The sequence below is a fragment of the Candidatus Chazhemtobacterium aquaticus genome (assembly GCF_009936135.1).
Lineage (GTDB): Bacteria > Patescibacteriota > Microgenomatia > UBA1400 > Chazhemtobacteraceae > Chazhemtobacterium > Chazhemtobacterium aquaticus.
The window spans coordinates 158,373-183,946 of sequence record NZ_CP047901.1; the positions used below are offsets into that span (position 1 = coordinate 158,373).

At 42.9% G+C, this 25,574-nt stretch carries 27 protein-coding genes, 7 tRNA genes, 1 other RNA gene and 1 pseudogene; 7 read left to right on the forward strand and 29 right to left on the reverse strand.

All coding sequences use genetic code 11. The features are described 5' to 3' along the window. Positions 1–317: 317 nt before the first annotated feature. The 3 genes from MICH65_RS00840 to MICH65_RS00850 form a co-directional block, all read right to left on the reverse strand. Positions 318–1,604, reverse strand: a complete 1,287-nt coding sequence (locus tag MICH65_RS00840) for a thermonuclease family protein (RefSeq protein ID WP_236870864.1) — start codon at positions 1,602–1,604, stop codon at positions 318–320. A 118-nt stretch (positions 1,605–1,722) separates the two neighbouring features. Further along, positions 1,723–2,172, reverse strand: coding sequence for a hypothetical protein (locus tag MICH65_RS00845; protein ID WP_161931545.1), 450 nt, complete (start codon positions 2,170–2,172; stop codon positions 1,723–1,725). 7 nt (positions 2,173–2,179) lie between these two features. Then, on the reverse strand, positions 2,180–3,133 hold the full coding sequence (locus tag MICH65_RS00850; protein ID WP_161931546.1) for a hypothetical protein: 954 nt from the start codon (positions 3,131–3,133) through the stop codon (positions 2,180–2,182). A gap of 187 nt (positions 3,134–3,320) precedes the next feature. On the opposite strand from MICH65_RS00850, the gene MICH65_RS00855 reads away from it, so the two are divergent. Then, positions 3,321–4,067, forward strand: a complete 747-nt coding sequence (locus MICH65_RS00855; RefSeq protein ID WP_161931547.1) for a DUF3800 domain-containing protein — start codon at positions 3,321–3,323, stop codon at positions 4,065–4,067. 467 nt (positions 4,068–4,534) lie between these two features. On the opposite strand, the gene MICH65_RS00860 is transcribed toward MICH65_RS00855, so the two are convergent. The 12 genes and pseudogenes from MICH65_RS00860 to MICH65_RS00915 all read right to left on the reverse strand — a co-directional run bounded on the left by MICH65_RS00860 (position 4,535) and on the right by MICH65_RS00915 (position 14,707). Beyond that, entirely contained in the window at positions 4,535–4,957 is a 423-nt protein-coding gene (locus tag MICH65_RS00860) for a hypothetical protein (protein ID WP_161931548.1), read from the reverse strand. Between the two features lie 371 nt (positions 4,958–5,328). Then, positions 5,329–6,183, reverse strand: a complete 855-nt coding sequence (locus MICH65_RS00865; protein WP_161931549.1) for a glycosyltransferase family 4 protein — start codon at positions 6,181–6,183, stop codon at positions 5,329–5,331. 278 nt (positions 6,184–6,461) lie between these two features. After that, positions 6,462–6,956 (reverse strand): NUDIX hydrolase, encoded by a 495-nt coding sequence (locus tag MICH65_RS00870; protein WP_161931550.1) that lies wholly within the window; start codon positions 6,954–6,956, stop codon positions 6,462–6,464. Then, complete coding sequence (locus MICH65_RS00875) at positions 6,953–7,861, reverse strand: glycosyltransferase family 2 protein (protein ID WP_161931551.1); 909 nt, start codon at positions 7,859–7,861, stop codon at positions 6,953–6,955. Before MICH65_RS00875 ends, MICH65_RS00870 begins: the two co-directional genes overlap by 4 nt. A gap of 1 nt (position 7,862) precedes the next feature. Beyond that, positions 7,863–8,822, reverse strand: coding sequence for a hypothetical protein (locus MICH65_RS00880; protein ID WP_161931552.1), 960 nt, complete (start codon positions 8,820–8,822; stop codon positions 7,863–7,865). A 2-nt stretch (positions 8,823–8,824) separates the two neighbouring features. Beyond that, complete coding sequence (locus MICH65_RS00885) at positions 8,825–9,847, reverse strand: phosphotransferase family protein (RefSeq protein WP_161931553.1); 1,023 nt, start codon at positions 9,845–9,847, stop codon at positions 8,825–8,827. Positions 9,848–9,966: 119 nt separating this feature from the next. Beyond that, entirely contained in the window at positions 9,967–10,587 is a 621-nt protein-coding gene (locus MICH65_RS00890; protein ID WP_161931554.1) for a hypothetical protein, read from the reverse strand. Between the two features lie 953 nt (positions 10,588–11,540). Further along, a pseudogene (locus MICH65_RS00895) lies at positions 11,541–11,729 on the reverse strand (hypothetical protein); the annotation flags it as partial. A 2-nt stretch (positions 11,730–11,731) separates the two neighbouring features. Beyond that, positions 11,732–12,826: a DUF2130 domain-containing protein gene (locus MICH65_RS00900; RefSeq protein WP_161931555.1), complete on the reverse strand. Its 1,095-nt coding sequence runs from the start codon at positions 12,824–12,826 to the stop codon at positions 11,732–11,734. A gap of 94 nt (positions 12,827–12,920) precedes the next feature. Then, positions 12,921–13,610, reverse strand: coding sequence for a hypothetical protein (locus MICH65_RS00905; RefSeq protein ID WP_161931556.1), 690 nt, complete (start codon positions 13,608–13,610; stop codon positions 12,921–12,923). Positions 13,611–13,618: 8 nt separating this feature from the next. Further along, positions 13,619–13,798, reverse strand: a complete 180-nt coding sequence (locus MICH65_RS00910) for a hypothetical protein (protein WP_161931557.1) — start codon at positions 13,796–13,798, stop codon at positions 13,619–13,621. Between the two features lie 12 nt (positions 13,799–13,810). Further along, positions 13,811–14,707, reverse strand: coding sequence for an SDH family Clp fold serine proteinase (locus MICH65_RS00915; protein ID WP_161931558.1), 897 nt, complete (start codon positions 14,705–14,707; stop codon positions 13,811–13,813). Positions 14,708–14,768: 61 nt separating this feature from the next. On the opposite strand from MICH65_RS00915, the gene MICH65_RS00920 reads away from it, so the two are divergent. After that, entirely contained in the window at positions 14,769–15,152 is a 384-nt protein-coding gene (locus MICH65_RS00920) for a hypothetical protein (RefSeq protein WP_161931559.1), read from the forward strand. A 182-nt stretch (positions 15,153–15,334) separates the two neighbouring features. Here the strand turns inward: MICH65_RS00920 and MICH65_RS00925 are convergent. The 3 genes from MICH65_RS00925 to MICH65_RS00935 form a co-directional block, all read right to left on the reverse strand. Further along, positions 15,335–15,409 (reverse strand) — tRNA-Asn (locus MICH65_RS00925). Positions 15,410–15,476: 67 nt separating this feature from the next. Then, positions 15,477–15,695 carry a DUF5652 family protein gene (locus tag MICH65_RS00930; RefSeq protein WP_161931560.1) on the reverse strand — a complete coding sequence of 73 codons (219 nt, stop codon included), beginning with the start codon at positions 15,693–15,695 and terminating at the stop codon, positions 15,477–15,479. Further along, entirely contained in the window at positions 15,692–16,018 is a 327-nt protein-coding gene (locus tag MICH65_RS00935) for a phage holin family protein (protein ID WP_236870865.1), read from the reverse strand. The genes MICH65_RS00930 and MICH65_RS00935 overlap by 4 nt, the downstream gene beginning before the upstream one ends. Positions 16,019–16,081: 63 nt before the next feature. Between MICH65_RS00935 and MICH65_RS00940 the strand changes: the two genes are divergently transcribed. Beyond that, on the forward strand, positions 16,082–16,774 hold the full coding sequence (locus MICH65_RS00940; RefSeq protein ID WP_161931562.1) for a thymidine kinase: 693 nt from the start codon (positions 16,082–16,084) through the stop codon (positions 16,772–16,774). A gap of 3 nt (positions 16,775–16,777) precedes the next feature. On the opposite strand, the gene rpoD is transcribed toward MICH65_RS00940, so the two are convergent. Both rpoD and dnaG read right to left on the reverse strand, forming a co-directional pair. Next, the gene (gene rpoD, locus MICH65_RS00945; RefSeq protein WP_161931563.1) at positions 16,778–17,887 is read right to left on the reverse strand and encodes an RNA polymerase sigma factor RpoD; all 1,110 of its coding nucleotides are present in this window, start codon (positions 17,885–17,887) and stop codon (positions 16,778–16,780) included. Between the two features lie 83 nt (positions 17,888–17,970). Further along, positions 17,971–19,707, reverse strand: a complete 1,737-nt coding sequence (gene dnaG / locus MICH65_RS00950; RefSeq protein WP_161931564.1) for a DNA primase — start codon at positions 19,705–19,707, stop codon at positions 17,971–17,973. A gap of 128 nt (positions 19,708–19,835) precedes the next feature. On the opposite strand from dnaG, the gene MICH65_RS00955 reads away from it, so the two are divergent. From MICH65_RS00955 to MICH65_RS00970, 4 genes are all read left to right on the forward strand, one after another. After that, a tRNA-Arg gene (locus MICH65_RS00955) sits at positions 19,836–19,909 on the forward strand. A 15-nt stretch (positions 19,910–19,924) separates the two neighbouring features. Beyond that, positions 19,925–20,014 (forward strand) — tRNA-Ser (locus tag MICH65_RS00960). Positions 20,015–20,030: 16 nt separating this feature from the next. Continuing rightward, positions 20,031–20,102 (forward strand) — tRNA-Arg (locus MICH65_RS00965). A gap of 88 nt (positions 20,103–20,190) precedes the next feature. After that, positions 20,191–20,274: transfer RNA gene (locus tag MICH65_RS00970), tRNA-Ser, on the forward strand. A gap of 15 nt (positions 20,275–20,289) precedes the next feature. On the opposite strand, the gene MICH65_RS00975 is transcribed toward MICH65_RS00970, so the two are convergent. The 9 genes from MICH65_RS00975 to MICH65_RS01015 form a co-directional block, all read right to left on the reverse strand. Next, a complete protein-coding gene (locus MICH65_RS00975) occupies positions 20,290–20,814 on the reverse strand; it encodes a hypothetical protein (RefSeq protein ID WP_161931565.1) in 525 nt (174 codons plus the stop codon). Between the two features lie 65 nt (positions 20,815–20,879). After that, positions 20,880–20,964: transfer RNA gene (locus MICH65_RS00980), tRNA-Ser, on the reverse strand. Between the two features lie 16 nt (positions 20,965–20,980). Then, positions 20,981–21,607 (reverse strand): hypothetical protein, encoded by a 627-nt coding sequence (locus tag MICH65_RS00985; protein ID WP_161931566.1) that lies wholly within the window; start codon positions 21,605–21,607, stop codon positions 20,981–20,983. 40 nt (positions 21,608–21,647) lie between these two features. Then, positions 21,648–21,733: transfer RNA gene (locus tag MICH65_RS00990), tRNA-Ser, on the reverse strand. A gap of 29 nt (positions 21,734–21,762) precedes the next feature. After that, on the reverse strand, positions 21,763–22,416 hold the full coding sequence (locus MICH65_RS00995) for a ComF family protein (protein ID WP_161931567.1): 654 nt from the start codon (positions 22,414–22,416) through the stop codon (positions 21,763–21,765). Between the two features lie 53 nt (positions 22,417–22,469). Then, positions 22,470–22,859: a transfer-messenger RNA gene (gene ssrA, locus MICH65_RS01000) on the reverse strand. Positions 22,860–22,922: 63 nt separating this feature from the next. After that, entirely contained in the window at positions 22,923–23,183 is a 261-nt protein-coding gene (locus tag MICH65_RS01005) for a hypothetical protein (protein ID WP_161931568.1), read from the reverse strand. Beyond that, positions 23,180–23,638: an SsrA-binding protein SmpB gene (gene smpB, locus MICH65_RS01010; RefSeq protein WP_161931569.1), complete on the reverse strand. Its 459-nt coding sequence runs from the start codon at positions 23,636–23,638 to the stop codon at positions 23,180–23,182. The genes MICH65_RS01005 and smpB overlap by 4 nt, the downstream gene beginning before the upstream one ends. 57 nt (positions 23,639–23,695) lie before the next feature. Beyond that, positions 23,696–25,558, reverse strand: coding sequence for a hypothetical protein (locus MICH65_RS01015; RefSeq protein ID WP_161931570.1), 1,863 nt, complete (start codon positions 25,556–25,558; stop codon positions 23,696–23,698). Positions 25,559–25,574: the final 16 nt, after the last annotated feature.

The window sequence follows — 25,574 nt, forward strand, 5'->3', positions numbered from 1 at the left end:
ATAAATCAAACAAATACTAATCACTTACTAAAGACACCCAAAACAATCAAAAGCAAACTATTCACCGTGAACATTCTCCTCAACAATTTCAATCCGCACCAACCCAAACGTATATCTATTGCTCAGCTAATGACCACAAGATAATCACTTACTCAATCCCGATTATCACTTCTTCAATAAGCCTATTTAGATCATTATAGTCCCTTAATGCCATTCTGGCTATTTTCCCTCTCTTCACACCCTTAATCTAAAAAAACAAAGACCTAAAACACACATAGCAAAAATTAGTCAAATTCAAGCTAGATAAATAAAGTAATTTACTGGCAATCACTATCACAAGCTATACCGTCCTTGTCTGCATCCCTTGCCCCACATCCGCAAGCATTCAACTGGTATTGAGCTTCGGCACAAGATGACATTTGAGAGCAAGTTTTAGAACAATCACAAGCATAGCTCCCTGAAGTTTGGTTAGACGGTCGAGGCTGAGTAGGAGTAGTGGTCTGCTGAATAATCTGGGTTGGGGTAATAGTCTTTTGCTGGACTTGAGTGGGTTGGACATTACAGACATCTCCCCATAATCCTTTTTTCTCCTCTCTCGCTTGTCTTTGGGCTTCAACAAACTTATTTTGATACTTTAAATCTGGAGGGTAACTGCTTGATTGAGCATAACCTTCCCTAACTAGGTATTCATTCACCAATATATCACCAAGCCAAACATACCTTAAAAGTCTGCCATACCTATCGGTTTCAGAAACATCTTTTTCTAACCTAACTTCCTTGCCTTCAACCAACTCCCTATTCTTATCGGAAGCCTCCTTGCCAAAACACTGGACTGGTTTACTGGGGTGAACTGTTTCAGGTGTATCGATTCCAATATACCTGACTACTTGACCACCCTCAATTTTGATGGTGTCGCCGTCAACAACATTGATTACTTTTGCCTTATATCTGGAAGGGTTAAAGTTCACAAAAGTCCCGCCAACCGCACTCTCATTGCCAACAGCATCGATTGCCTTAACACTAATTGTATTAGCACCTAAAACCAAACCGGTTTTAATCTCAAACTCGCCTTTATCATTGGTTGTAGTAGCGGACAGCTCGTTATCCTGGATAGAGGCAACAATTTTTACGTTAGGCTCAGAAACACCCTTAATAACTATTTCTTCTTCGCTATCATCAGGAAGATTATCGGGTAAAAAAATTTCTGGCTTAGGGGGAGAGGTTTGATCTATCGTAATGACGATATTTTCATTCCTACACTTTCCTTTTTCTTCTGAGCTACACACCTCAACCATATAGTTGTAGCTGCCATCGGTTAGGTCATTCAAGACAAAGAAAAACTTCCCGCTGGAATCAGACTTAACTGATTGGATAACCTCATTATCTTTGATAAGATACACGGGTTTTCCTGAGTAGGTTTTACCAGCGATAGAAACAGAGCCTTTATTGATTGGGTCATTTTTTTCTAAGGTAAGGGAGGGAGCGGAAGGAAAGATAATAACCATCAAGATTACAAAGACAAGCAAGTAAAAACCAGAGGCAATTATAGATTTCCACCACTTGCCAGATCGAAAACCAGGGACTCTCCTTAACCAAGAAAACATTTGCCGCGATTATACTATCTTACTTGAAGAATTTGTATAACTACGTCCTGGCCACACACTTTTGTCACAAGCTCCCTGTCTCCAAAGCAATACAAACCACAATCAAATCGTGATTTATTTATTGAACACAAAACCCCGAAAATGATTGGCTACCTGCCCAAACACTAGTACTCGATCGAGAAAACGTACCATCATTCTTATTTATAGTAATATTATCAGTACCCCCCGATGACGTAACAACCCCAATAGTTACTACATTTTCGTCTTCTAAGAGCTTATCCCAAACTTGAGTTCCCCCTAAAGGAAAATTTACCGACGGAGTATTGGTAAACATATCTGTAAGAACCAGAAAATCACCAACGTCTGATTTTTTTGTTGATTCGGTTATTTCACATCTTAAAATGTTAGCCATTTGAAAAATAGGCTTATACAAATCCGATGTCCCAATCAATCCACTCATCCTTATCCAAAGACCACTAGCTATCATCAACATTATCACCAAAACAGCTTTATAAACTTTCTCATCAATCCACTTTTCACGAGTGGTTTCCTCTTTTATTACTGCCATTTTATTTCTATTTATAAATATCCCTATGCAAATATAAAAACGATTGCTCTGATAACCTTACTGCCTCAGGTATTTGCCTGCTATCAGATACAAGAGTATGACACGAACCATTGGTCCAATGGCCAACTTTGGAACAATCAATCATTTCCAAAGAAGTTTTAACATAATCGTGGTGGAAACGATAATATATCTTGAGCCCTCTTTTATTGGGAACGATTTCAGCATAATTGCGACCATGTCTTGACATGTAGGCAATATATTTCTTGGTATATTTAACCTTCGTTTCAGGTTTTACCACCATCAATTGTTTTTCAAACTCCGCAAGCAATGTCAACGTCTCTTCCCAGCCCTCTTTTACCAAGTCTTCAAGCTCATATACCTTAACTTCTTTTGCCACATCTTTTATAAGCTTATCCTTTGTGTATGCCTGAATTGATACGGTCGTCTTAAAAGGTTTTATGGGGTCAAATTCAACTATTCCGTTTTCATACGTTTTTACCTCATATAAGGAAAACGGCAGATCTTTAAAGTTAATTGCGTTCTTCTGATAATTAGTAAACTCCGGAGAAATAAAGATCAATCTTGATTGCTCCCAGTCAATATCACCCTTATCAAAGTTTTTTTTCAAACGCCGATTAAGCTCTAAAACAAACTCAGCTTTATTATGAAGCATGGCAGAAAGATAAGAAAAACCCTGATCAATAACGCTAAAATTCCTGTCCTTCTTATACTCAATAATTACGAACGATTTTTGATGTTCGTCAAAAGTCAGAGTGTCAATATAAAAATCCTGCTCCTGAACCCGTACACTAAACTCATTATTCAGATAACCACTAACAAATCTTAAGCCAAAAATTGTTTCTAGATTTTCCTCGGTAAGCTTCTGAATATCACGCTCAAGGCCAAGCCTTTTCTCTCTTACTAGTTCTAATCGATTCCCTTTCTTTGTATAAATTGCCATATTAACTTACCTAGCTCCACACTGTAAACAGCGTTAGAAACATTATACGACAACAAGAAGAGTATATTTGTCTTTCAAACTTAAAAAATAAGACAAACGAAATTAAAGATGTAGTGGCATGGCAACTATTCTAAAAAACACTATTGCAATTATGTAATAATTGTTTTAAATTTCAAACAATTATTGTATGACTAAAATCACAAAACCCGGACCAAAACCAGCTAAAAACACCTTCGGCTTTATGGACGAGGTGGGACTACTACACTCACCCTCAACAGAACGACTATTCGGCTTAGGGTTACTTAAGCTCCACCACCCATCAGAACTACATAAAAGTATCGTCAACTATAAAAATAAGACAGGGTTTCATTCAGAATTCAAGTTCGCAAATGTCAGCAATAGCAATCTCACGCTATATAAAGGATTTATAGATTTGTTTTTTGATACTAAACATTCCCACTTTAATAGCATATTGTTTGACAAAAAGAACCTAGATCTAAAAAGCTACTTTAGAAACAATCATCACAAAGCTTACAACTCTTTCACAAGCAAACTTATTGCGGAGTCACTTGAGGCAGGTGAATATATTGTTGTCCTCGCTGACGATTTGAGCACGCCTAAGCACGATAACTTTGAAAAAGAAGTTAAGAAAAAAGTTAAGGTGAAAGCCAGAAGGAACGCCCTGTATGGTATTTGCCGGCTCGAATCTCATGCTGTAAGCGAACTTCAAATGGCAGATGTCCTCATTGGAACAGTGGCGTATTCATTTAAAATTAAATACAAAGTGGCTGGGCTTAACAGAAAAAACGCCAAGTTCAGACTACTAGTTCATCTTCAAAACAAACTTAACACTGACTACTTAGCAGAATCTCACAACTATAAAGCAAAATATGGAATTAAATTTAAAATTAACGAATTCTTTGATGAAAAATAAAAATAGACAGCGCTATGAATACAATCCCGAACAAGCAGGAATTCACGCTCTCTGTCTATAAAACTATTATATTGTGATCCCCAAAATACGTCAACACTTCTAATAATGACGAATTACTAAGGACTTCTGTGTTATAAAACGAAAAGAGTATCGGGTAAAACAGAAGGCAATCAACAAGAAAATTGAGAAGCTACAGTTTGCCGATGAGGAATACTACATAACCTCATCTTACCTGCTAAAGCTGGCTGAAAACGCTGGAAAAATCTTTGAGAGTTCTGAAGCTCACGAAAAACGGCTACTTTTGAAAATGGCACTTCAGAACTTAGAGCTAAAGGGCAAAAAAGCCCGATATGACTGGATAAAACCGTTTGACAAGATAGCTTTTTACGCCTCTCGTCAAAGTTGGCTCGAGGATCGCAGTGTTAATATAACTAACTTATTTATAGCGCCTAAGAATTATAAGTTAGTTAGTAAGTTACAAAAAGAGATGGAGGAAACCAAGAATTCTTCTTAACTTTTTCGTCTTGGGCGACGTTAATTCCTTGTTGTTTCTTTAGATTTTCCTCAAATTCCTTCTGCCTTGCTTTATACTCTTCTTCTGTTACCAATCGCTCTTCGTATAAAGATTGGTAAAGAGAAAACGCTGATGCTTCAAGTGTCCAAACGGCATTTGCAACGTCTTTTACTGCAGAATACATATTATTGTTAACGTCGACAACAATTCTCCTTAAACCTGTGGATATGCCGTTCGCGTCCTGCTGCCAAATTTTAACCTGTGATTTCTTATGTTCAGCGTCTTTACGAGCAGCAGAAAACTGCCAAATGTTAATACCTACAGAAATAATTCCAAATACTGTAGTAAAAATAGTCCAACCCTCGGCAGTATCCATATTATATTGGTTATATTAACAACTAACCTGCTCCGAGCGCTGGACGCTATTCGAACTTGCATTAAGCATGATAATACCAGCTTTTACTCCCTCCTAAGCGCTTAAATACTGTAAATTGCCTCCACTGCTTCCACTGCCTCCATTTTCCCATTGGTTTTTATGTAACGATTACACACCTCTGTCCTCGAGGGGTACCCCCGGGGTGGCCTTGTTAAAACCTCTTACCTCCCCTGATGGAACAAAGCGCGAGTAAAGTAGCACCACCATAGAGATGTCGTTACCACCCCACACTATAAGCAAGATCTAATCTTTTTGAACCCTCCCTTCCGCTCTAACAGCTATAATTCACACTATTCCTTCATTTATTCAGTTCATCTCAACACCACGTCCTCCAACAAATATTGACATAGGACCTCAGCCGAATATCGTTTGCTTCCTTCCAAACAGCTCTGTGATAACTGACTCCAGTTACCAGGATCGTTAAGTAAGTTTAAAAACTGCACCATTTCTTTTCTTTGATCCATATCCATCAATGCTCCGAACGATCCATTAGTCTCTTCAAAAATTTCTAACGAACCTGGAGACGGCAAACACAAAACTGGAGTACCTTCTCTAGCCGCTTCAACGGTCACCTGTCCCCAACTTTCCGTCCGCGATGGCATAAACAAGAGATGTGATCCTGCGTAATAGTCGGCCAATTCCGGCCATCCTTTTTCTCCAACAAACTCAACAGGTAAACCACTAGTCTCTTGTTTTAACATCTGAAAATATTTCGGATCAGCAATTGGCCCAACTACTCTTATGTTCCAGTTCTCAATATTACTTCGCTTTAGTTCCTCTCCCAGCAATCTGATGTTTTCTAAACCTTTCTCTGAAGATATCCTCGACACAACCAATATATTAAATTGGGATACACCTCGTTGATCAAAACTTAAATACTCCCTCTCTGGTCTGGGATGAAGTGGCGGTCTGTGGATAGTCACACCATTTTCGTCTTGAGCAATACCGGCCAAGACCAGCGAGTGCGCCACCGATCTTGAGTTAGCAATATGCCTTACACCATAGTCCTTCATTGACCGCCGCAAAGCGGTGACTAACCCCCTAGATGGCTTCCTTAACCAATGCTTTACTTCATCAATGGCTTTATCAAACTTTCTCTCGTGAGGCTGGTCTGTTTTAGTACGCCAATAAGCCACTACCCTACCCTTTAACTCATCTGGCAGCATATAAAAAGTTGCCAAGCCGTATCTCGTCGGATGGATCAATAAAATGGAGTCCGGGTTAACTCTTGAAATTTCTTCTGCAGCATCATGGGCTTCCAAGATAAAGTTTTTATCCCCACGTGGAGATAAAAATTTCAGACCACCCAGTTGCGATGTCCATAGGTCAGCGTATGTCTGTAGCGAACTCGGTATACCACCTACCCCGTCCATACCATGGTCTGAAACTACAACCAAATTCGATCCCGCCAACCTTTCCTTGGAAACTTCCCTCTCCAGGCGACTCATTTTAATAACCTAGTAAGCTGCCTATACAAATAAGTCAAAATTATTTCCGGCGACCGCAAATAATATAAAAAGAGCTTCTTGGTATTTATGTCCTGTTTTCTTTCAATAACACTTTCCAAATTCTTCGCAGCATCCTCAACCCAAACCTTTTGATAAAAAGGTAGCTGAGAAGGTAGGCGTTTTAATGGCCAATACCTAACCGCCGCCGTTTCTTTTCCCAAACGGGGCTTTCCCGACACCACCCGACACTCAAAGACATAGGTCTTGCCAGTTGGCTTGTTAGTCTGTTTTTGATAAACACCAGTTTGTCTTACCACCCTAACCTTAAAGCCCGTCTCCTCTTCGGTTTCCCTCTTAGAAGCATACTTGGGCTCTTCATTTGGGCCAATGCCTCCTCCAGGTACTACCCATACAGGCAGATCCCGCCTCTTTACCAGCAACACTCCTTTTCTAGTTTTGTTAAACACAATACCTGCCGCTCCATTTGTCATTTGTTTTTTAAGTGATATTTGATAACTTTACTCGCGGAAATGCCCCAATATACCAACAGTCCCGCTTCAAGCATAATTCTCATCAGTAAATTATGCTCTGGAAGAAAGTGTTTGTTGTTAAACCTTCTCATTGAGCGGTAAAGATCAAGACTGGACTTAAATGGAGCCTTTGCCCTACTCTTTCCTCCATGATGTACAACCTCAACCTCTGGAAAATAAAAAATGTCCCAAGTTTCACCAGTTTCCGGGTTGACTGTTTGACCTATACGATACATCCAATCAACGTCTTCTATCATCATGAAATATCCTTCATCCAACAAACCTGCCTGCTCAATTGCTTCCCTTCGTACCATCATACAAGCCCCTGATACTGCCCCAACCTCTGCGGTTTCATTAGGATCGAGGTGACTAAGACTATATTGGCTAAATCGCGGATCATCAGGAAACAACTTCTTCAAGCCCAAGGCCTTGGCCAACATATTTTGGGGCGTTGGTAAACCCCTGCGGCAACGCCAATCAACCGAACCATCATTGTGGACTAACTTGGGGCCAACCACTCCCACATTTTGGTTCTCCTTTAAGAAGTTAACCAAACTACCTAATGCTTCCTCAGTTACCTCTGTATCGGGGTTTAGAAGCAATACGAAAGGAGTATCTGTCTCTTCAATTACCTTGTTATTTGCCCCAGCAAAACCGACATTTTTCTCGCTCTCTATTACCCTCACTTCAGGAAATTTATCAGTTACTTGCCTAAACGGCTCTGGCGAAGCATTGTCAACCACTACGGTTTCAAAGATTACCCCTTGATCCTGACGTAAAGACTCCAAACAAGCATCAAGATAGTCGGCACTATTGTAGTTGACTATAATTACCGAAAGCTCTGGTCTATTTTCTCTTTCAGCCATATTAAAAGATACTATGTTCACCCATTGTTAAATACCAATTATCTACTAACTCCTGGGCCGGAAAAAAGCCACCTGCAGTAAACATCGCCAACCGTCTTCCCCAACTGTTTTTTCTAAAACCCAACTCCTGTAACCACTGGCTCTCTGGAGCCACCAAGGGATAAGAAGAAACAAGTTTCATCCCCATTTGTGCTAATGCCTGTTGGCTGCCATCAACAACTTCTAAGAAACTCTCCTTGCCCATCGCTACAACATCAACAATGTGCCCCTTGGTCTCTCCATAACTCTTAATAACCGCTACTGCCTCGCCTGACGAGGAACCAATAAAGCGGTAGTTACCAGACGGGTTTTCTAAATATCTCCATCTTAGATAGTCCACGCTTCTTACTGTTCCCGGGTTGGCAAATAGTCTCCGGTAATACAAAGCTGGCGCTAAACTCAAAAATTCCTCACCACTTAGCTCTACAAAAGTTCCCTTAACAGAAACTAATGGCCTCTCCCATAAAAATGCTTCCCTTTGTGCCGTCGCCCTCTTAAGCACCGTCCCTGCCGAAAAACTATTTGGAAATAAAATTGCGAAGTCAATACCATTAACATCAATTAGCTGGTGACGCACCTCCTGTATCAATTTATAAAGAGTGATGCCGCCCCTTAGTGATGGTTTGACTACACCCTCAATAATCTCTGCCCCTCTTATTGTATGATCACCTACCTGAACATCCTTAATTGTCGCTCCCAAATGGCCGGCTACTTCTCCATCCTCCTGAAGCGCAACCAACCGTACAGAAGACCCATCCCTATATCTCCAGTCCCAACCGCTCATGTCACCTGCCATTAATTGTTGGATATACGGACTGTAGTCCTTATAACCAAAAACATCCTGGTATAACCTTAAAGTGCTTTCGCTATGCTTAGCTTCAAAGGGAACTGTTTGAGTGTAAAAACCTCTTAGTCTTTCCATTATTAATCAATTAATTGATAAAAACCCTCTACTGCTTTAGCCATGACAACTTTCGACAAGTCTTTTTGCCGCAGCAAGCTATAAAACCTTGATGAGCTTAGAACAGCCATCCTCGACAAAAAAACCAGTTGATAACACGCCGCCCGCTGCTTCCACGAGTTATCCCCGACACTTGTAAGATAACTCCCCAGCACCATTGCCTCTGTTTCCATTAGTGAAACCAAATTGGGAACATCAGCCGAGTACTCAATTACATTTTTATTTCCCCGGAGAGAGTAAGAGCAACTGACATCATTGGGATCATTAACGGTCAATGCCCACTGTCCGATCTGTCTAGCAATGATGTAGGCCGGGTCATACCAACCAGCCTTTTCAAAGTCAATTAATACCCATCTTCCATCTTGAGCTATCAAAATATTTGATCCATTGGCATCACCAGTATCCAGCACTATCTCTTCTGGCTCTCCCACCAAAGAAACAGCCAAACCAAAAGTATCCTTCAAAGAAGGGTACTCTCTACCATTAATTACCATTGGTTGATCCCCGGCAAAACCAACTTTTCCACTTTCCAAACTCTTACCTATTTTCTTCAAGGTTTTTTCTGTCAAACGGCGGTGGTCATATACAGTCTTTTCCTCACCCGCCTTCCGCATATTTCCCGTCCATAATGCCATAGTCCTGTCTACATAGTCCTGATATGTTTGAAACGCTTCTTGCCTGTCTCCTCGAACCAAGTCAAACAACTCTTCTCCCTCAAAAAACTCATACTCGATCCCCCAATTAGAAACGGACAATATTTTAGGCTTAGGAAATATCTCTGGCACCAAACCATACCCTTCAACCTCTTTCTTCACTCTTCCCGGCGTCCCCATCTTCAAAATAATCTTCTCCCCATCCTCCTTCTCAAGGACACAAACATAAAAAGGGGAACCCGGACGAACTTCTATCTCGCTGGAAAAATTAGCTTCTTTAAGTTTGGGCAGGTTGACGATACGGCTGACTTGCCGCTCAACCATTTCTAACATTATGTGTGCATTATATAAGGTATTTCCCTATCTGTCGATAAAAAACTCCTCAAATGTAGTTCAAATTTTTTGCGGAATCAGATACTAACTTTCCTCTCCGATCCTTCTCCCAACCCCTTTTAGACCGACTTCTTCTCAGCGTCCACCATCCGTTTATCCCAATCTCCATCCCACCCCTGAATTTTGGCTTGCTGACAAAGTTCAATAAGTTCTTTGTACTTACCTTGCTTCTTTAGGATGATAGCCAATTGCGTGTACCCAGCGTGACCAGGTAATGGCTGTTTGGGATATTCCTTCAGGAATTGTTTAGCTGCTGCCGGAGCAATCTTTATTTGGTTCTCACAAGCCTTAATTGCTTCATCTAGTGCATCGGGGTTAGCATCCCGTTCTCGATAGTAAATCTCCATCCGTTGTTGTAGTGCAAAATGCTGATCAAGAATATCATCACCTTCATCAGCCAACTCGTTTGCTTTTTCGATGATTTTCTTCGCTATCTCTCTGTCTCCTGGCTTGTTAAACCAACCAGCAAGGCAATGCAACAAACCCGCCGCGGTTTGTGATGAGTAGGTAAGCTTTCCCTCTGTTAGCGGCTTTGTTTCAGAATCACCACCCATGGGATGATACACCTCTTCAATCCGGTTTCTTTCATCCTTGGTAAACATGGACAACCACCAATCCTCCAAACCATAGTAACCAATATCACCTTCGATTTTCTTTGGTTTGTTAAAAAGTCCCAGCATTATTTAATCCTCACTAATAATGCGATGTGATGCTCAAATGTTTTAGCAAACTCAGTAAAGGCGTCAAAGTTACTAAACATAAAAGACTCCTCTAGTCCCGCCTCTGAAGTGAGTGTTAAGTCACCGTACTTCACAATCGGAATTTGGTAGTTACCCTTAAATCGTCGATCGCGAGAACCATCTTTGTTTGTTTTCTTCCATGTATGCTGGATTACCTCGGTGTCACCAGGAACTTTTTCTTCTTCGACATATCCAGTAAGCTTCATTACTGCCTTTATTTCTTTCAAATCAAAAATACCAAACTCTTGATTGCCCTTATACAAAAGTAAAAAAGTGGGAAAGAAAAACAAATCTGGACCGTTACTATTTGCTAGGTACAAAGAGGGCAGATCACTTTTGATGAAATCGACCACTTTTTTATCATCTCCGTTAATGAGAGTGCGCTTAGTGGCGGTTTGGGCAATAGTACGAGCTTTGGCTTTATCAACCGACTCAGCGTAGGTTAAATCCCAAATCTTCTTACTCTTCATCAGCTCGTCGAATGCGTCAATGCAGTTTAGCCAGCTCTTCTCCAACTGTGACTTATCTGCAAAGGTAAGCTTGACGTAAGTTTCCAAGACTAATTCCTCAATTTTTTTGACGAGCTTTTGCTGATCGGTACGCATAACAGCGATTTTCTTGTTGAAGAATCCAACAATCAAAGGAAAACTGAGTAAATGAGCAGCTGTTAAGGCGTAAAACTTGATCTTAGCTGACCGAAGTTCTTTGTTAAGCTCCATTCGCTTGTTATAGATGTCAGTCACCTGATTTCGCAGCTCCACAAAATTCTTACTCGTCACAGTTAAGGCCTTACTAGAGCTCCTGATTATGTTCCCCGTATTTGATATTTCGATGCCTGGACGAAGATCGTCATTAGCATTACGCGAGGATGAGTTCTTTCGCGTTTTCGGGACTTTAAGGAGCCTGTCAACACCCACAGTGGTCCTACTATAGACACGGTTGTAAAGTGCTTTTTTGGGATTTGTAAGCAACCCCATACCTCTTGGAGCCTTAAGACCCAAACTATGACGCACAACTCGCTTCCAGGAGGTTCTGGCAGCAATTCTTTTTTTAAGAGAGGGTGTTCTTAGTCCAAATTTCATAATTAAAGACCACTTTCTAACTCCAAAACATCCAAACCTTTAAATGTCGGTATAGAAGATTGTCCAGCTATTCCTTGAACATTCCCACAAACCCCCGCCAAGCCTAATAAATATCTATTTAATTGTTGTTCTCGCTTTTTCCATGAAGATTCATAAGCTTTCCTTTCTCTATCAATTTGATCTTTCATTTCCTGGTGAACCTCTACCATTGCCTCTACTTGTTGGCGAAATTCCGTCCCAGTAATGTAGTCAAACATCAAATCAGCCTTTTTACCTCTGTGTTCTCCTATTGCTTTTTGACGTGCGACATCATGTAAACGATCACGAAGTGCTGTAGCAAGAGGGACGACCAAGCTTGGCTTACAAACCCAAACGCCATCCCTAAATTCCATATCAGACTGCATGTTATTTGGAATCGTGCTCGAAACCAAAATCGCTACATCAGCACTTTCATTCCGTTGATCTTGTTTAAGTTTAGACAACCAACTATCTGACCAGTTCTTCTGGTAGTTTTTAAATTCCCAAAGAATCACCCCACATTTCGTCCCATTTCGAGAACAAACCGTCTGTCTAATGTCTGCCCCGTTTTGTCCCTTTTTAATCTCATCTACCAAATCAAAGGCAAAGGTATCTCTTAATAGAGATTCTATTTCCAGCTCTAGGATCTCGCCTTGTGTTTGCTGAGATCCTTGTTGCAACTTGATCTGAGCATCTTTAAGTTGCTGCTCGAGATCACTCAACTTCTTGTCTTTTTCCCTATCCTTCAATTGATGCTCCGATTCTGCTTGCCTTCTAGCGTCAAGTCTAATCTTTTCTTCTTCCTCAGCTATAGTTTTTTTCATCTGAAGATCTCTCTCCTCATCCTTTCTTCTCAGACCTCTAATCTCTGTATTTAAATCTTCCAATTGTTTAAGCAAGGCTTTATTCCTATCTTTTTCTTCATTTGCAGTTTCCGTGAGATTCTTGACTGTGAGCTCATATTGAGACTCAAGTTTTTTACCAGCATCCTGCTCTGCTTGTTTCCTCACTGATTCGAGCTCTTCCTCATGTTTTACACGCTCTGCTGCAATAACCTCATCCTGTATCTGCCTCGTCAAAGCTTCCGAAATTTCATTCTCCTCCCCCTACTGGACTCGTTCCTCAACCAAGAAATTGATCTATCAGAAACACTAATAAAGCTAGAAACCAAAACTATTGCACCTCTATATCAAACTCTGGGGTAAGTAAAACTTCTTTACCTGTAGGTTTGAATTTATCTCCTTCAGTTTTCCCAAAAGACGACGTTATAAAGGACCTTTCTTCCTTTGTGCCTAACACCTTGTCATAATCAAGATCTATTGCCACTATGTTAGGAAATACTTGCGTAATTCTCCATTCCTTTGAATCAGGAGTAACATCACCGATATACCAAATATCCTTAACTTTAGGATTTAAATTTGCAAATTTATCCTTCAAGATGGTTGCAGGGGGAATTACAACATTTCTCCGAACATAACAAAGTAAGGTAATATTTGGATCTACAATCTTATTCAATTTAATCTTCTTTACAGCTTCTACAATATCTTCTTCTTCAACTTCTTTCCTCCATTCAAAAACTTCAAGTTTCAACAGTTCCTTCGAATTACCAATCTCCCCTTCCACAAACGAGTAACAGTTAAAGTCTGGTGAACCATCATCTCTTACAGGTGTAAACCACCATTCCATGCCAAACTTATCTTGAAGTGCGATCAGAAACATAGAAGCGATCCACGCCTCCCTCGTAACCTTATATCGCCTATCACTCAGTAAAACACCACCAACATTCAGATATGTCTTGGCAAAAAGACGCACGGCGGTGTAGGGACTAATCAAGACTTCTTCTTGTTTTTTACCCTTGGTCATTCACAAACCTAATAAAGACTCAAAGACGAAGTTGTCCGCCATTTTCCTTCTGTAGTAATCTCTTCTCTTTTTGTCTCAGGAATAAACGGCCCCATATCAACATAAATTTTCTTATACTCTTGCTTTGCCTTTTCAATTTTCTTAGTAATCTTCTTAACAGATGTAGCTTTTTTTATCGTCTTCTTCATACTTTCAATATATCATTGATGTGCATCAATGCTGGAGACATATGACTGTTCTCTACTTTCCACGCACTTGGTTACCTGATTAGAAACAAAACTATTCAGACGCACAAATAGTTCATAACTAGGCGACCAAACCTTATCATCTTTTTCCATGTTCTCAACCACCAACTTGCAAGAATTAGCCTTGTCTCTATCAATTAGGCGGCCATGAGCCTTTGTAACTTTTGGCGTTAAGAACATCTTTATGTTCTTTTTTATGTCTTTTTTACTTAATGACGACATCATCCCTGTTTTCAAAGCTCCGACCGCAATATCTGCTGACAAGGAGATTGCATCTTCGTATTCTTTTATTTCTCTTGAGTCATATCTGAGAAGTTGTTGGAGATAAGGTTCGAGATTCCCTTTTTCATTTGTCGCCTTATCGAACAAGTCTCTATAACTCTCCACAATGTTATATAGCGAAAACCTCTTATACCTACCATCTTCCACAAACGACAATTGAGGATCAATAGGTCCCAACTCCGAAGCTGGTCCCATATATATTTTGCTTGCACCGAAACATACCATAGTCGCAGCAGATTTAGCTTTCCCTGGAATGATTACCCAGTAGTCACCTGTGCCACTGTACCGTCTACAAATATTTATTATTCGTTCTGCGGCCAAACCACTTCCGCCTGGCGAACTTAGCAATAAAGCAATACCATCACTCAAGTCCATTGTCTGCAATAAAGCCTCTAGCATATCAGCATCATCATCACTCAAGATAACTGGATATTTAAAGCTAGTAAAAAGAGAAATAACAGTCCTGCCCAACTCTCGTTCAAGCTTAATTATTACCTTCTTTCTCGTATCGTGAGATTGATTTCTCTCATTAAGCACCTGTCCTATTACAGGTATCTTACTGCCTGCCATGAGCAGATTCTAACATAAACTTGATAAAATAAGATAAACAACAATAAAGATGTAACGACTAATGACCTACGAAGAAAAACTCAACATCACTGTTGAAGCTATTAACGAAGCTAGACAGTTCACTAGCAAAGAATACTTCACCAAACTCAGACTTGGCACAGGTAACGGACTTTCAAGAATTGATTTAGGCCAACTTCACGACATCCTTCTTCAACTGGAACAAGACGAAAAGATAATCAAAATCGAAGACACTCCAACAGCTCTCAAAAGCCTGACCAATAAGACCTCTGACATCATGAATGCAGGAGGTAACAAGAACTACTTTCTTATAGATGTATTACTATGGACTTCTATGAGAAAAAACGAGAAGAGTATCGCAATAAACAAGACGAAATATCAACAAAAATATCAAGACTCCAAACAGTCGACAAGGACTACTATCTAGCCTCAGAATACATCCTAAAACTCGCCAACAAGGCAGCAGATCTGCTAAAACGTTCCGAACAGAAAGAAAAACGCATCCTAATCAACATGACACTTCAGAACCTTACCTTAGATGGCAAAAAAGTGCGATATGAATGGAAAAAACCATTCGACAAAATCGCATTTTATGCACATCGTCAAGCCTGGCTCCCCGGGCTGGATTCGAACCAGCGACCTTGAAGTTAACAGCTTCCTGCTCTACCGCTGAGCTACCGGGGAATAAAAGAACTCTCTCATTCTACCGTAAAACTAATAAAACCTCTACCTCTCCAGCCTCAAAAAAACTTTATTTCTTCCCCTTTTTCTCAAAAAACAGCATATAAACCACCGGCAATATCCCCACGCTATTTATCACCAACATTGCCACAAACCAGCCTTGCTGTCCTTTTCTAGCCGCTCTCCACATTCCCATGCCTCGTAAAATCACATCAGCCACGATTATCAACATCAACACCGTCCACCACCCACCCATTGCCGCCTCCATTATCTCCCAGTTACCTCTCATCTAATCCTTGATAGCACCATATTAACCAAAGACAACATCACCGCTGCCAGTAACGCCACCCAGAAACTCACAATCTCAAATCCTGGTACCAATCTAGCCGTCAACATAAGTAGCAACGCATTAATCACAAAGGTAAACAATCCCAGTGTTGCGATATTCACCGGCAACGTTAGTAATACCAGTAATGGCCTCACCAGCATCGCCATTATCCCCCACACTACCGCCACTACTAACAAAGCCTCCCATCCTGCAATCTCCACCCCAGGAATCAGATAAGCTACTACATAAAAAGCAATCGCATTCACTACTAAGTTTACTAACATACCCACATCCTATCATTTCTTTCTCCCCTTGCAAACTTTTTTTAGGGCCATATAATCACCCCTGTGGCAGTTCCAAAAGAAAAACGAAACCACGTAGAAAACCTTCGCGGAAAAGACGGCAAACTCCGCGTCATCGACGCCTCCATGTACTCCGGCAAAACCGAACGCCTCATCACCATGGCCAAACGATTTGAACGCTCCGGCATCCCCACCCAAGCCTTCAAGCACCCCATTGATAATCGTTACAACGGCCCCACTACCCTAAACTCCCACTCTGGTCTCTCCCATCCTTGCGAAGCCTATGCCCACCCTTTTGAGGTCTACCAACACATTAAGCCGGAAACTCTAGTCGTTCTCTGGGACGAAGCCCAGTTCTACACTGATCCCGACGATCCTCATAAAGCCCACCAACTTCACCAAGCCATGATTCTCACTGTCGAACAACTGGTTCATGAAGGTCGCCTAGTTGTCATCGCCGGTCTCGGCCTTGACTTTAAAGGTGAGGGTTTTGGTCCCATGCCCGAACTCCTAGCCCATGCCAGCCAAGTCGAAAAGTTAACTGCCGTTTGTGCTCACTGTGGCTCACTCGATGCCGATCGCACCCAACGCCTCATTGATGGCCAGCCCGCTCCCTACAACAGCCCTCTCATTGTTGTTGGTGCCCAGGAAAACTACGAAGCCCGATGCCGTGACTGCCATGATGTTCCAGGCGCTCCCAGCTTCCATGATCTCCTCGCTTCCTTTTTGGAAGAATAACTCCTAAAGATAATCCTGCAGTTTTTTCTTTGATGATGGATGGCGCAGTTTTCTTAATGCCTTAGCTTCAATCTGTCTAATCCGCTCTCTGGTCACTCCAAACTCTCTCCCCACCTCTTCTAAAGTCATTGGCTTCTCACCATGCAATCCAAATCGCATCTCTAACACCTTCTTCTCCCGATCAGACAACGAGTCCATCACTTCCTGTACATTTTCCTTAAGTAATCTCTGAGAAGTCTGGTCATAAGGTGAAGCCTGTGTCTCATCAGGAATAAAATCACCCAATAGCGAATCCTCTTCATCTCCAATCGGTGTCTCTAGTGAGGTTGTCTTCTGAGCAATCTTAAAAATCTCCCTAACTCTATCAGGATCTATCTCCAGCACACTTCCTACCTCTTCCGGAGTTGGCTCTCTGCCCAGTTCTTGCATCAACTGCCTCTGTGTCTTCATTAGCTTGTTGATTGTCTCCACCATGTGAACCGGAATTCGAATCGTCCTTGCCTGATCTGCAATCGCTCTAGTGATCGCCTGTCTAATCCACCAAGTTGCATAGGTTGAAAACTTAAAACCCTTGGTCCAGTCATACTTCTCTACCGCTCGAATTAGTCCCTTGTTTCCCTCCTGGATTAAGTCCAAGAAGCTCATTCCTCTGCCGATATACTTCTTTGCAATCGACACCACCAATCTCAAGTTACTCGAGGTCAACTTCTCCTTTGCCTTTACATCTCCCTTATCCACTCTCTGCGCTAAAGAAATCTCCTCCTCTCGAGCCAACAAAGGAATCCGACCAATCTCTTTTAAATACATTCTTACCGGATCCTTAATCGCCTTATCATCCAAAGCCGTTAATGCCTCAAGTTCCTTTTCTAGTTCCTCACTTACCTCGCTTACCTCAACCTCTTCACCTTCCTCCACCGTCTCAAATACATCAATCTCCTCCTTCAATAACTGATCATATAGCTTGTCAACCTCATCAATATGCTCCTCAGCCTCAGGAAATAGGCGCAAAATATCCTCTTGAGTCACAAACCCCTGTTCGCGGCCCTGTTCCAGCAATCCTTCCCAACTGATGGTTTGCTTTGGGATCGTTATCTTATTCTTCTTAGTAGCCATCCTTTATACAACTGAAAAAATCCACCCCTTTCTTTGGGTGGTTCATCAAACTGCGCCTAATATATCATTGCTTCTCATCTTTTTCAAACTTTAGCTATTTTTTTGCTCAATCTCACCACTTTATCCCGAAGCTTAGCCACTCTCTCATCGTCTCCATTTTCCTCTGCTTCAACCAGCTCTTTCCTTAAGCTCTCCATCACCTCTCTCCACCTTTTTTTTCTCCACTGTTCTACCACTTCACGTAAATCTCTCTCTGCCCTCTCTTCATCAACCTCCTGAATATACGCCTCCTCTGCCAAACCTCGTAGCTCAGCCGGCAGTGATTTAATAAACTCAACCACTTCTTTCTTGCTTCCAAACCATTCCTTAACCACTCTTTGTAAACTATCCTCCATTAAATCCACTACTTCTTCTAATACCCCCTCACCTTTCTCTTTATCTAACCGCAACAACAAAGCCAATATCTGTCTCTCCATTCCACTACCCCTATCCTTCACCTCGCTCACATCCTCACTCATATTTTCTCCTCGCACCACACTCATCCTCCCTACTCTGGACATCTCACTTAAAACCACCTCCGTCTCCACCTCCAAGACTCTCGCCAACTTCTTTGCATAATGCATTCTCATGACTTCATTCTCGATTCTTGCCAGCACCGGCACCACCTCCTCACTCATCCTCCGTTTATCTTGTGCTTGAGCACCACCATATCTCTCCACCGCACTCTCGATATAGTAGTCATATACATCCACCGCCTGTTCCACCATCTTCCGCCACTCTCCTGGTTTTTCCCTAGCCACGTCATCAGGATCCTTACCCCCACTTACCTTCACTACCCGCACATACATACCTTCCTTCTCAGCCAACTCAATCGACCTTCTTGTCGCCGTCTGACCAGCACCATCTGCATCCAACGCCAATATCAAATTCCTCGTCATCCTCCTTATCAGCCTTATCTGCCCCTCTGTTAATGCTGTTCCCTTTACCGCGACTGTTTCTCCCACACCTGCCACAAAACTACTAATCATATCCATCTCACCCTCCACTAACACTACTCGATCCTTTTCTCGTATAGCTTGCTTGGCTTGATAAAAACCATACAACATCTCTGACTTGTGATACACCTCAGTCTCGGGTGAGTTAATATATTTAGCCCCCGCTTTCTCATCAGCCCCTGGCATTACTCTACCTGCCAATCCCACCACCCTTCCCCTGTGATCAATCAATGGAAAAACCACCCTGTCCCTAAATCGATCATATGCCTTGTTCTCTCCCGTCTTGACCACCAAACCAGCTTGTTCCAGCAAATCAATCTTGTAACCCTTCTTACCCACCAAATACTTCACTAAACCATCCCACGTGGGCAATGCATATCCCAATCTAAAACTCTCTATCACCTTCTCGTTTAATCCTCTTCCCGACAAATACTTTCTCGCTTCTCCTCCCACTTGGTGTTTACTTAACAAAAAATGATAATACTCAGCTGCCGCCTCATTCACAGCCAATAACTGATCTCTTACCCCTCCCCCTTGCTTACGCTCAAATTTTAAAACCACACCTGCCTTCTCAGCCAACATCTCCAGTGCCTCCCTAAACTCCACCCCTTCCACCTCCTGAATAAAGGAGATCGCATCGCCACCCTTTCCACACCCAAAGCACTTGTATATCTGCAGCTCCGGATTAACCATGAATGACGGCGTCTTTTCCTGATGAAACGGACACAAACCCTTAAAGTTCCTCCCCGCCTGCTTTAGGTTCACATACGACCCCACCAACTCCACGATATCGATTTTTGCCTTAATCTCTTCTATTTGATCCATATCTTCTCCTCTATTCCGACATAGTATAACCCCTCAACAAATATCTATTCACAATATTTGACTTCACAATATCCATTCAGTCCCAATTCTACTTCATCTAGCCATATAAATGGTAAAATTACCTATCTGCACCCGTAGCTCAGCTGGATAGAGCACCAGTTTGCGGAACTGGGGGTCGTGCGTTCGAATCGCGCCGGGTGCGCATCCATATCCATTAGGTGGGGTGCAGGAGTGGTTGAACTGGTCGCTCTCGAAAAGCGATGTAGGCGCAAGCTTACCGTGGGTTCGAATCCCACCCCCACCGCCAAATTTCATTCCCTCTAGCCCTCATAGTTTAATGGATAAAACAACGGTTTCCGGAACCGTAGCTGGAGGTTCGATTCCTCCTGGGGGCACTTCACCACCAAATCAAACATCACCAGATCTCCCTAAATCTACTACTCAATAAAACAAGTCTTGGCCTTGGTATAATAAACAAACTCCGGAGGAGTCAGATAGCGGTCCATTCTGCCTGCTTGGAAAGCAGGTGTGCGCAAGCACACGTGGGTTCGAATCCCACCTCCTCCGCCCCGTATAACCTATCTACTCCAACGGAACTTTCTCATTAAACCAACTCACCATCTTGTCTATTCTCGTCACAGTAGGCACCTCCCACTCCAGATACTCACTCAACACTCTCTTAACATCGTTTTCATTTACTCCACCGCTCTTAGGTAACACCATTACCAACCTTGTCGGCCACCGTCGATATGTCATCACGTGCAATACCTTTCTACCTTCCTGCTCATCAATCCAATAATTGCCTAGCTCATCCCAAACATATCTTGCCCCTTCAGTCACAATTCCTTTATTCGTAATCTGATGCATCACTATTCTCGGCTCTGCATTAATCAATGCATACCCTACAAATAAAATTGCCGCCACCACCAACACTGGCATAATTCCTTCAATGAAAAACAACACAATACCTACTAAGATCGCCAACACCATCATTGTGCTATAAAAATCCCTCGACTTCTTTATAGCCAACCTCTCCTCAGCTTCCCATCGCAACAACTCTCTCTCCTGACCATAATCCTGCACCACCTCTCCTTTCTTTTTCTCCATACCTTAATCGTATCATTTTTCCTCTTCTCACCAACCACACTAAAATACTTTAAATAATTACTCTGCGGAGACGGTGGGATTCGAACCCACGTGTCCCGTTAAGGACGCGGGTTAGCAACCCGCTGCCATCGGCCTCTAGGCGACGTCTCCATGCTTATACATTCTATCATGCCACCAGCCTCAGAACGCCTGAAGCCCACCTCGAATAAATCCCCATCAACCTGATATTCATCGAATAATCATAGTATCTCAAGCTACACGTTCCATGATAAACGCTCCTATACTTCCCACCAACCTTCCTCGTCACTTTAGGTCTGTAGAACCGTGACACAGGGATTGACAAAACGCCTGACCAAAACCCAATAACCTCCGACCTGTCGTGAGACTCATGAATCTGCAACCATACCCTAAATTTAGTCTCATCAAGAACAAACCCTCTTCTCAACAAACCAATAAAAACTTTTTGCATTTGCTCATCACTACTTGTAAACCCGAGGTGTGTCGTTGATGGATATTTACTTCCTTCACACCAATACAAAATTGCAGCCAAAACTCGAGCCTCGTCATCCCTCAAACTATCAACACTAACTCTATCCATTCTGTAAAATCTCATTCTCTTTAAATGATTTTTCCTAACCAAACCATTTCTTTTCACCACCGACCTACCCAAATCGTTACACCAACAACTCACCATCGAGGGGTGCACTCCCAATTTTGACGCTATGGCCCTGTAACACCAACCCTCATCCCTAAGTTTCCTTGCTAAAACCACCTTAGACTCTCTCCCAACCATACTATTACCCTAACAAAACCCAAACACGCAGTCAACTACCTGGCGGTGGGGACAGGACTCGAACCTGCAAGCCCTTGCGGGCGCCAGTTTTCAAGACTGGTTCCTTACCATTCGGAGCACCCCACCAACACCATAATTTTACCATTTTTCAGCCTCTAGCCTGCCAAGGCCCATCCACCCACCCATCTTGCACCTCCCTTCTTAAGCACCTTAGCTACCTCCTTCATAGTTCCTCCTGTTGTCACTACATCATCTACCACCACCAATCTCTTCCCCTTAATCAACTCCATATTTACCAGCTCAAATGCTCCCAAAATCTCCCTTTCCCTCTCATTTTTTCCCATCTCTGCCACAGGCCTGGTCGCTTTTTTTCTTTTAACCACTTCCAACACCTTAACACCCCAACTCTCTGCCAAAATCTCAGCCAACATCATTGCTTGATTAAAACCTCTCCAGTTCTCTCTTACTCTATGTAGTGGCACCGGCACCACCCCATCCACTCTCATAAAAACCTGTCTCCTTCCATACTCTCCCACGCACTCTCTAAGCAACTGGTGTCTAAACCGGTACTTAACTGCCTTAATTACCCTCTGCATCAATCCTTCATATCTAAAAACTCTAAAAACCGCATCTAGGCCCAACTCTTTACAACACCTCTTGTGAGTCCGACCACCAATCGAACCTTTTCTACACTCAACACAAACCTGCCTCGCCTTAACTAACCTCAATCTACACCCCTCACACAACTCCACCCCCTCCTTACCACAACCAGCGCACTTAACTGGAAACAACCACTCCCATCCTCTCACTCTTATATCCTAAACCAAAAAAAAGACGCCCCCTAAAGGCGCCTTTCTTTTCTTGGTGGAGACGGTGGGAGTCGAACCCACGTCCGCAAACAATCTTTAATCAGCTTCTACAAGTTTAGTCTGTCTTTACTACTACCCGACAACAGCCGACAAACAGGTTTCATTATCAGGAGATGATTTTTTACTTAAGAAAGACTCAATCACCTTCTTTCCTGCAGCTTGAGTATTTTCCACTCCTAGAGTTGCCCCAAGCATCTCCTCTAAGCGTGTCTTAGGCAGCGTAAGCGAAAGCGAACGCAGCTTCAGAAGCGGGCTCACCTAAAGGTGAGTCGCTGGCTGAGATGATTTTATCCTCAGTTGTTTTTTTTAAGCCGTTTTACGAGTTGTGCCTAGCTCGACTTGCCGCTGTCAAAGTTCATCCACGTCAAAATCCTGACGTCCCCAATAGGAAACATTCTATCATCTTTAGCCTCAAAAATCAACTAAATAGCCCGATATACCAACTACTAAGCCCTTATCTCTTTAAACCACGTAATTATCTCCGTCAAATCAGTTCCCACAATACCCATGCCCGATGCTTTAATCACCAGCTGCGCTGTAAACAAATCGAACTCAGCCTCATCCAGATTTTTAAGCACTCCTTTCAAAGACTTCTGCACATCATCCTTTTTTTGGTTTTTTTTCAAAGCTGACCCCCACTCAAACCCCTCAACACAACTAGGTACCACCTCACTCCAAAATTTATCAGCCAACTTTAACTCACTCAATTTAGCCTCCTCTTTTTATAAGCTTGCTCTATTTCTCTCTTCTCACTTCTTTTCCTCAACTCCTCCCTTTTTTCGTACTTCTTCTTCCCCCGAACTAGAGCCAGCTCCACTTTTATTAAACCACGACTATTATAGCACTTTAGAGGCACTACCGTCAAACCTTTTTGCCTCATTTTACCCGCCATCTCGTGCACCTCATCCCGCCTCAAAAGCAGCTTTCTTCGCCTCACTGGGTCATACTCCTCATCACCTGAATACTCATACGGACTTATCTGCATTCCAACCACCCAAACCTCCTCTTTTCCACCATCATCCAACACCACTACCCGCGAACCACTCATCGATAACGCCCCCTTCTTCGCACTCTTAACCTCAGCACCCGTCAGCACTATTCCAGCCTGCCACTTATCTAGCACCTCATAATCACTCAAGGCCTTCTTATTTACCGCTTTCATGACCATATTCTAACTCAAGTCCACACAAAAACCCTCGTTTACTCACAAAATCAACCTTTATATCCCCACCACCCACACCTCACCCTCAATTACCACCATCAATCTACCTCTCTCTTCATCAAAATCTACCCCCCCTGCCCTACCAAAACCCTCCCAAACCAATTTCTGTAAGTAATCTCCACTCTCTCTATCAAACTCAACCACCGCCCCCATCTCTCTATCCCAAACCCACACCCTGCCTCTCTCCTCGCTTACCATTATCTTTTCAGGCTTCTGCCACTCCTCAACTGGCTTTAATTCATAATCAACTACTAAGCCTTGGTTTAATCTCACCACCTCCCCATTACTCGCCAACAACCACACCTCTCCATCAATGGCCATATCCACCACTCCACTCATATCCACCACCACACCAGGCGACAAAAATCGCCTTCTCTTACCATAACCTTCCCCCGTTCCTGGAAACCTAAACAAGTCATCCCCAGCCACCACATACGCATTAATCCCATATCCCTCCACCAACCTACCTACAACTCCTTCCATATCAAGCCTTGCTGTCTCTTCTCCTTCTTCGCTCACCACCACCACGTCACTCCCGTTTAGAGCCAAAATCTCTTCATCTGCCCCCGCAATATCCACCACCCCACTTAAGCTCTCACCCCCAGCCACCACCTCACCACTTTTGTCACTCAAGCTTACTCTCACCACCACTCTCTCATCCTCACCCCACAAATACATCCACTCATCCCGAACATCCACTCCTTCCATCCTTAGTCCCTCCTTAAACACTCCAGCATCCAACCACATCTGCCCCTCTGTCCTCACCTCACCACTCACCTCCCACCACACCTCATCGACTCTCTTGGCCAACTCCGCCCACTCTTCACTCAACCTACCTTCTACAAATCTATCTCCCTGACTCACTATCTCTTCTTTTGCCTCTATAACCAAACTCCTCGATCTCACCGCGTTCACACTCTTAAGTCTCACCGCTTCCTCCAGCGCATACTCAATCGGTTCGCTCACCCCCTCAAACTCCTCACGTTCCTTCATCACCGATCTTCTTCCAGCTCCAACCACCACACTTACTAAAAATATCACCAAAAACACACTCCCCAATACCATCGCCCACCGTCTCTTTCCACTCTCTTCACTTCGCAGCGTAATTCCTCTACCACCCAATCCCAACTTTCTCTTTAATCTAGCTAAACCTCTCTTCCAACCAGGTTCTTCATTAACTACCATCACCTGTGCTTTTGATGGCTCTATCCCACTTATCTCAGGCTCAACCAACTCAATAATGCCCTCTTGCTCATTATCAACAACCTCCTCAACTAACTTAATTCTTTTTACCTTTACCACCAACCCTGCCACCTTAGCTCCATCCTCCATCTCTCCCATCTTAGCCACCATCTCAACCTCACTCGCCCCCTCACTCCAAATACCATTCACAAATTCCTCACTCCCTATCACCACTTCATCCTCTTCCAACAACCAGCCAGACACCGCTTCTCCACCTCCCCAAACCTCCACTCTCTCCCCTCCTCTCACTAACACCACCTTCATACCTCCCCAACCTCCTATATACACTCCTCGCTTCCCCTCATCATCAACCAATACCTGACCCACCACTACGCTTCCAATATCTCCTATCTCACTTCTTAACCTGTCCACTTGTTCAACCACCCACTCCCATCCTTCTTTTTCACCCAACACAAAACTCTCCACCACCTCCTCCATCAATCCTCTCCCCTTCTCTTTTACTCCCCCCTCGCCACTCATCACCTCCTCCAAACTCATTACCACCAACATCGCCCGACCCTTCTCACCACCACTCTCCCAACGCACCTGAGACCAAACCTCATCACTAGCACCACCCACCACCTGCTTCCACTCAATTCCCAGTCTCTTATCTCTCATACCTCTATATTAACAA